This window comes from Streptomyces siamensis, assembly GCF_039543605.1.
Taxonomy (GTDB): domain Bacteria; phylum Actinomycetota; class Actinomycetes; order Streptomycetales; family Streptomycetaceae; genus Streptomyces; species Streptomyces siamensis.
Genome location: NZ_BAABKB010000031.1, coordinates 163517 through 170328 on the forward strand (window position 1 = coordinate 163517; position 6812 = coordinate 170328).

Genomic DNA, 6812 nt, shown 5'->3' on the forward strand with positions numbered 1-6812 from the left:
CCCGTGCTCCGGCGCCTCCAGGCTCAAGGACAGTGCGCCGTCATTGTGTCTAGTGTGATGCGCCAGGGTGTATTGAACGATGACGGTGAACTTGACCTGTCGTGGCCGTGGGACGCCAGTCTCGAAGGCGACAGCGTCATATTCCAGGCGGCCGTGGTGGTCGTCACGGTCGACGTTGCCGTGGATGGCTGCGGCAAGGATAGAGCACTTGTGGATGTTGTGGCGGTTGGTGAAGTGGTTCCAGCCGAAGTCGGACGTACCGAAATCGGGTGACTATGTGACGGCCGTCAGGGTCGGTTGCGTTGCAGTGCACCCGCTTGTCCCAGGGGTGCGGTATGACCGGGCCGCGCCTGTGCGGAGGGTGTGAGGCCGGACAGCAGAGTCGCAGTGGTCAGGGCAGTGGCCGCCAACGCCGTGATCTTCTTCATGTACTGACCACATCACGGTGCGAGAGGTATCAAAGGAACCCTCGACGAGCCGAACTGGCTTTCTGTATTGGCCAGTTGACCGGAGCTACGGCAAGGCCGTCGTCCCCGACACACTGAGCTACACGCGGTGCCGATGGGCGCTGGAGCGACCCTCGTGAACCCGCAAGTCCACGCCGGGGCGTCTGCCGTGGTCGAGAGTCCTCAGGCGGCAGATCCCGGTGACCGCAGACAACACGAACGTCCCGGCGTGTCGAGCACGGATGAGTAGCTGCCGCCGATGCCACGATGAACCAGGTCAAGCGGGCGGCAACCCCGGTGAGACAAGCAGGATCCAATGACCACGCCATGAACGTATCGGACGTGACCTGGAGTACTCAGCCACACTGCCCGCCGCCTGCTTCTGCCGCCCGCGAAGCCAGCCAATCGGCCACGGTCAGTGCCTGTCGGCATTGCATGTCGCGCGCTGATGGTGGACCTCGACGATGCGCCCCGCCCCTGCCGATTTGGACGGTGGCCAAACGAGGACGCCAAGGCGCCATGGGCTCTGGCGAACCAGGGTGAGTCTTGCCGATCGGCCTGGCGCAGATGGGCCGAGCCGCTGACACTGTCGGGATGCCGATCGTGCCGCACGAGACCGAGAAGCAATGCATCTACTACCGCTGCCGGTTGGGCCGCGGTCGGCTCGATCGCTTGTTCGCGGTTGCTCTGGAGGGGACGGCGGGGGATGCCGTGGTCTCCACGCAGCGTCGATCCACCCGATATCGCGCTGAGACGCTTGATCAGCTGGTCGCGCTCGTCGAAGCGGCGAACGCCCCCGGTGATCCCGGCGTGTGGACGAACCTGACCCTCGACCTTTCGGATCCGCAGCACCGACGGAGTGTCACCCTGACGTTAGACCTGAAGCGGACCGAGCTCTGTATCTCGGGAGCCGACGCGACTTGGGTCTACGGGCAGGACGCCCGGCTGCGAGAGATGCTGGAGTCGTACGACGGCAAGACGAACCCCGAGGCCGACCGCTCCGAGATGATTATCTTCCTTCTCATATCTGTTCTGTTCCTCTTCTGGACTGTCGTCTTTCTGCTGGGAAAGGGGCCACAGAACGAGGAGGCATCTTCGGGGGGCTTCTTCGCCGCGCTCACGGCTGGGAGCGCCGCCACGTGCCTCTTCTACTGGGTCAAGTACCAGTTGACCGCACATAAGTGGCGTGTGGCTGAAGAGGTCACCTCGGGTAGTCCCTGGTCGCGGCTCTCCCTGCAGGCGCGGTTCGCCTGGGCAGTGGGGATCGCTACGGTCGTGGCAGGGATCGGGACCGTGGTTTCGGCCGTTGCGGATGTCGTCGGGAGATAGCACTGGGCGGCGGATCCAGCAGCCGCTGGTAAGCCCGGTGCAGAGCACTCCTTGCAAGGCCTGATCTACGCTGTTGGCGCTGTACACCCTTACTGGCCCGGCAGAGACAAGCATGTCCCGGCCCCTTAGTCCCGGGCACACGCAGGAACCGCTTCCTGTACGCGTGGGGATGGTCCCAGAACCGAGCACCGTGATGAACACTGACACCGCTGCTCCCTGCACGCGCCTGGGTGGCCGCGCATCAAGGCGGTCCTCCGTGACGCTGGTGTTCTGCTCCTCGCACGCGACCTGCCCCCCCCCACCACGGTGCCCGAGGCCTGGGCAGGGCTCACACTGGCGGGGCTACGCGCGTGAGGGCCCGAGACCGGGCGGGATCGGGCCCTCAAGACCGCGCAACTGCCAGGGGGTGCTGTGCGCGCTGCCCTTCTCAACGACGTCTACAGCGGCCGGACACGCATGTCTTGGCGCTCTGCGTCCGTCCGGTCTGACCCGCGGGCGGGGGAGTAGAGGCCATGGTCGGTCGGTGTGAACATCGGGTTGACCATCACCCGCGGGCGCGGGGGAGCAGGCCTTGAAGATATGCGAGTGTGCGAAGACCCGCCGCGTGGGGGACTGGGTGCCACACAAGGACCGACGGCCCGTGCCCGCCATCGCCGCGGTGCTCGCCGATGCCCGCTGCACCTACGCCGCAGACTGGGTGGCGACCAAGCTCCGCTGGCAGCTCACGGTCGACGAGCAGGAACGGCAGGCCCTGGTGGCGATCGGCGGAGGCTGCGGGCGGCGGCCGGTTGAGTATGAGCCGGCGCCGAAGCCGAACGTCTTCCGTGGCGGGGATGCCGTGGTCCACGAGATGCCGGAGGTGAAGAGCGCTGTGAAGGCAGCGGTGAGGAAGCAGTTTGCGTAGACGGCGGCCGCCGGGAAGACGACGGTCTGGAAGCCGGGGAAGACGGCGGTTGCGCGCGGGCGTCGTCGAAGTGCGGCGTGGGGCAGGGACTGGATGATGAGGGTGGTGGGCCTCCGCTCCGTGTTTCCCGCGAGCGGCGACGGAGGCCCGCTCTCGGGACAACCCCTGCGGGATGGCTGGCCCATGGGGCATTGCGTCGTGCGGTGGCTGCGGCGGCAGGTCCCCATCAGGCTGCTCATGCGGTCTCGGTGCGTTCATCGCGTTGGTGGCGGCGACGCTCTCTCCCCGGACCGGTGCCTTTATGCCTTTGCCGGCCCCGCGTCTGTGTCTGCCGTACCTGCGCTGTTCTGGTGGTTCTCGGCCTGGGCTTTCGCTGGTGTCTGAGTGGGGGCGCGCAGGGTGCGTACTTGTGGGGAGAGCAGCGTTGCTGCGGTGGCCAGGACGATGAGGGCTGCGCAGCCTGCCAGGGTCTGGCTGGTACCGACGGCGGTGGCGATCGGGCCGGCGATGAGCAGACCGAGGGGAGCGAAGGCCAGGGAGCCGAACCAGTCGTAGGAGCTGACGCGGGACAGAGCCTCCTCGGGGACCTCGCGCTGGATGGTGGTGGTCCACAGGACACCGAAGACGTCACTGGTGACACCGGCGCAGAACATGGCCACGGCGATCAGCCAGACGGGTGCTGCGGCGCTGAGCAGGGCGATCGGTGCGGCAGCCGGAAGGGTGCAGAGCACAGCCACCAGAAGGGGACGCTCTACCCGCACACGAGCGGCGAGACCGGCACCGGCGATGGTGCCCACCGCTTGCGCAGTCACGATCACCGACCACGCCCGCGCTCCGCCCAGATGCTGCTCGGCCGTCAGCGGGCCCAGGACTCCCACGTTTGCATTGAGCGCGGCCACCACCACCGCATACTGGGCGACCACGGCCCACAGCCATTGTCGGGAGGCGAACTCCCGCCAGCCTTCCCGCAGACCGTCCCAGCCCGACGCCTTCTGACGTGGCCGCCCGACAACCTTCAACCGGGCCGTCAAGGCCGCACTGACAAGGAACGAAGCGGCGTTGAGCGCGAGGGCCCAGCCGGCACCGATCCATGCCACGGTCACGCCGGACAAGGCCAGCCCCAGCAACATGGAACTATTGGTGCCCACCCGCAAAAGGCCGTTGGCCCGCTGCAAACGGTCCCTCGCCACGACGAGCGGCACCAGGCCGTCCATCGCCGGGGCGAACAACGCTGTGGCCGTTCCGGCCGCCATTGCCAGCAGGCACATGGCCACCAGCGGTGCGTGAGCAGTCAGCACCATCGCGGCCAGCCCTGCATACGCGACGGTTCCCAGCGCATCGGCCACGACCATCAGCCGCGCACGTGACAGACGATCCGCGATCACGCCGCCCACCAGGATGAACACCAACTGCGGCAACGCTTGGCACGCCACGACCAGCGACAGTCGACCCGCACTGGCCCCCGGCAGTGCCAGCACCGCGAACGCCAACGCCACCCGCGCGAACCCGTTACCCAGAACCGAGATGATCCGCGCCCCTGCAAGCAACGCGAACTGCTGGTCACGCCACAGCGATGCCCCACCCGAAACAGTTGTCACGGCCAGGCACCTTAGGGCAACCACGTCCGTCCGCAGCCCGAACCAGCCAACCCAAGCGCCATGGCTTTCATACACCGACGGCATCTCCGGCTGGCGTCAACGGTCTGAAGTGGCCCCATTTTTCCGGCCTGCGGGACTGTAAGACGTTCGGTGTAACTCCCGATCATGGAAGATGCATCGATGACCAGTGAGAACGTGTCCGAGCCGACGTCTGTCGAGTCGGCAGAGGCGGTGTCGGCGGATGCCGTGGACGACCAGTTGATCGACGAGCTGGTGCACCGGGCCCAGGCCAAGGGTCTGCAGTTGACCGGCGAGGGCGGGCTGCTGCAGCAGCTGACCAAACGGCTGCTGGAGTCCGCCCTGGAGGGCGAGATCACGGACCATCTCGGCTATGACAAGCACGACCCGGTCGGCAAGAACGGCGGCAACTCGCGTAACGGCAAGCGCTCCAAGACGGTGCTGACCGATGTCGGGCCGGTGGAGATAACCGTGCCCCGCGACCGCGACGGCTCGTTCGAGCCGAAGATAGTCAAGAAGCGGCAGAAGCGTCTGACCGGTGTCGACGAGATGGTCATTTCGTTGGCTGCGAAGGGCCTGACCACCGGCGAGGTCCAGGCTCACCTGGCCGAGGTCTATGGCGCCGAGGTCTCCCGCCAGACGATCTCGACCATCACCGACCAGGTCCTGGAGGGCATGGTCGAGTGGCAGAGCCGTCCCCTCGACGCCGTCTATCCGGTCGTCTTCATCGATGCCATCCACGTGAAGATCCGGGACGGTGCGGTGGCGAACCGGCCCATCTATGTAGCTCTGGCCGTCACTACTGAAGGCCGGCGGGAGATCCTGGGGTTGTGGGCCGGCGACGGGGGCGAGGGCGCCAAGCACTGGCTGCACATCCTCACCGAGATCAAGAACCGCGGCGTCGGCGATGTGCTCATGCTCGTCTGCGACGGGCTCAAGGGTCTGCCCGAGGCGGTGGAGACGGTCTGGCCGCGGACGATCGTGCAGACCTGCGTGGTGCATCTGCTGCGGAACTCCTTCCGCTATGCCGCCCGCCAGGACTGGGACAAGATCGCGCGTCTCCTCAAGCCTGTCTACACCGCCCCGACCGAAGAGGCCGCCCTGGACCGGTTCGCCGAGTTCGCCGATGCATGGGGCAGGAAGTATCCGGCGATCGTGAAACTGTGGGAGAACGCCTGGGAGGAGTTCACCCCGTTCCTGCGGTTCGACACCGAGATCCGCCGGATCGTCTGCACGACCAACGCGATTGAGTCGGTCAACGCCCGCATCAGGCGAGCGGTCAAGGCCCGCGGACACTTCCCCAACGAGCAGGCCGCCCTGAAGTGTGTCTACATGGCGATCATGTCCCTCGATCCCACCGGCAAGGGCCAGGCCCGCTGGACCATGCGCTGGAAAACCGCACTGAACGCCTTCGACATCACCTTCGACGGCCGCCTCTCAGCAGCACGTCACTAACCCTTAACTACCCCAGTTACACCGCTCGTTTGACAGTCCCCGTGCAGGCGTTCCGTACCCGGACCGGATTCATCGTCGGCCTGGCCTACACTGCCGGCCGCCTGATCTGGGCCTCGGACGCGCTACCCGGAGCCGTGCACGATCTGACCGCGGCCGGACCCACGGCATCCCGCCTCTCGCCGCTGACGACGTCAAGTGCTGGGCTGACAGGGCGTATCAGGGCGCAGGCCCTGCTGTCCGCGTCCCGTTCCGGGGCAAGAACCTGCGCGGCTGGCGTCGTCGTCACAACCGCGATCACGCCAAGATTCGCAGCCTCGGCGAACGCGCTGTGGCCACCCTCAAATGCCGGCGCCTCCTGAGGAAGCTCCGCTGCAGCACCACCCGGATCACCGCCGTCGTCCGTGCCGTCGTCGCACTCGAACTCTCCGCCTGATCACGAGGGGAAAGGCTCACTGGCCAGCCCCAGCCACCGCCGGACCGCGCGCCGTTCCCCTGCCGCTTGCCGCGGGTATCGACCTGCTGGCGTCCGTGGCCGAGTTCCGCGGCGGCTGCCGGTGCACGCCGTTCGAGCCGGGTCGATGCCGACAAGGGTGGATGCAGCATCCGCGCCGAGGTGCTGGTCGCCGATGCGCGCATCGAGCCGATGAGCGAGGCGGGCTGCAAGGTGAGGGCGGGAGGTGTTCGTACTACGAGGGGGTCACCGTCACCGGCCCCTTGCGGTTTGGACGTCGACCACTTGGTGCCGTACGCCGATGTCCGGGACTTTGGCGCTCTTGCCCGGACTGTGGCGGGGCGAAAGGCGTGCGCCCACACACGCCACGGCGACCTGTACTGCCCGGAGACGGATGATGTGGGGTGCCGAACCGGCGGCAAATGCCCGAGAGGCGGTCACTTCGCCGCCTGGGAGCATCCGGCCCTGCCACGGCCGCTCGACGGGCATCTTGCCGGCGACCGCCGCGGTTGCCCGTCTCTCGATTAGCTGTTGACGGGCGGTCATGCCAGGCGGCTCATCCCGGCAGCGCACGTGGATGACGTCGTGCCGGACGGCGCGCCCTCGCCTTC

5 protein-coding genes and 1 pseudogene are annotated in these 6812 nt (G+C 67.1%); 5 read left to right on the forward strand and 1 reads right to left on the reverse strand.

Annotated features, from left to right (window positions below):
* The first annotated feature begins 54 nt into the window (after positions 1–54).
* The 3 genes from ABEB03_RS33585 to ABEB03_RS33595 all read left to right on the forward strand — a co-directional run bounded on the left by ABEB03_RS33585 (position 55) and on the right by ABEB03_RS33595 (position 2679).
* Positions 55–273 carry a hypothetical protein gene (locus ABEB03_RS33585; protein WP_345656605.1) on the forward strand — a complete coding sequence of 73 codons (219 nt, stop codon included), beginning with the start codon at positions 55–57 and terminating at the stop codon, positions 271–273.
* A gap of 767 nt (positions 274–1040) precedes the next feature.
* Positions 1041–1775 (forward strand): hypothetical protein, encoded by a 735-nt coding sequence (locus ABEB03_RS33590; RefSeq protein WP_345656606.1) that lies wholly within the window; start codon positions 1041–1043, stop codon positions 1773–1775.
* Between the two features lie 640 nt (positions 1776–2415).
* Positions 2416–2679 (forward strand): hypothetical protein, encoded by a 264-nt coding sequence (locus ABEB03_RS33595; RefSeq protein WP_345656607.1) that lies wholly within the window; start codon positions 2416–2418, stop codon positions 2677–2679.
* Positions 2680–2978: 299 nt separating this feature from the next.
* Here the strand turns inward: ABEB03_RS33595 and ABEB03_RS33600 are convergent, their stop codons facing one another.
* On the reverse strand, positions 2979–4277 hold the full coding sequence (locus tag ABEB03_RS33600) for an MFS transporter (RefSeq protein WP_345656608.1): 1299 nt from the start codon (positions 4275–4277) through the stop codon (positions 2979–2981).
* 180 nt (positions 4278–4457) lie between these two features.
* Between ABEB03_RS33600 and ABEB03_RS33605 the strand changes: the two genes are divergently transcribed.
* Together ABEB03_RS33605 and ABEB03_RS33610 are read left to right on the forward strand one after the other, a co-directional pair.
* Entirely contained in the window at positions 4458–5750 is a 1293-nt protein-coding gene (locus ABEB03_RS33605; protein ID WP_345656609.1) for an IS256 family transposase, read from the forward strand.
* A 95-nt stretch (positions 5751–5845) separates the two neighbouring features.
* Positions 5846–6183 (forward strand): annotated as a pseudogene (locus ABEB03_RS33610) (transposase family protein); the annotation flags it as partial.
* Positions 6184–6812: the final 629 nt, after the last annotated feature.

What these genes read in the sequence shown, in the direction of transcription:
- ABEB03_RS33590 (WP_345656606.1), top strand. Translation starts at nt 1,041, where the DNA reads ATGCCGATCGTGCCGCACGAGACCGAGAAGCAATGCATCTACTACCGC.
- ABEB03_RS33605 (WP_345656609.1), top strand. Translation starts at nt 4,458, where the DNA reads ATGACCAGTGAGAACGTGTCCGAGCCGACGTCTGTCGAGTCGGCAGAG.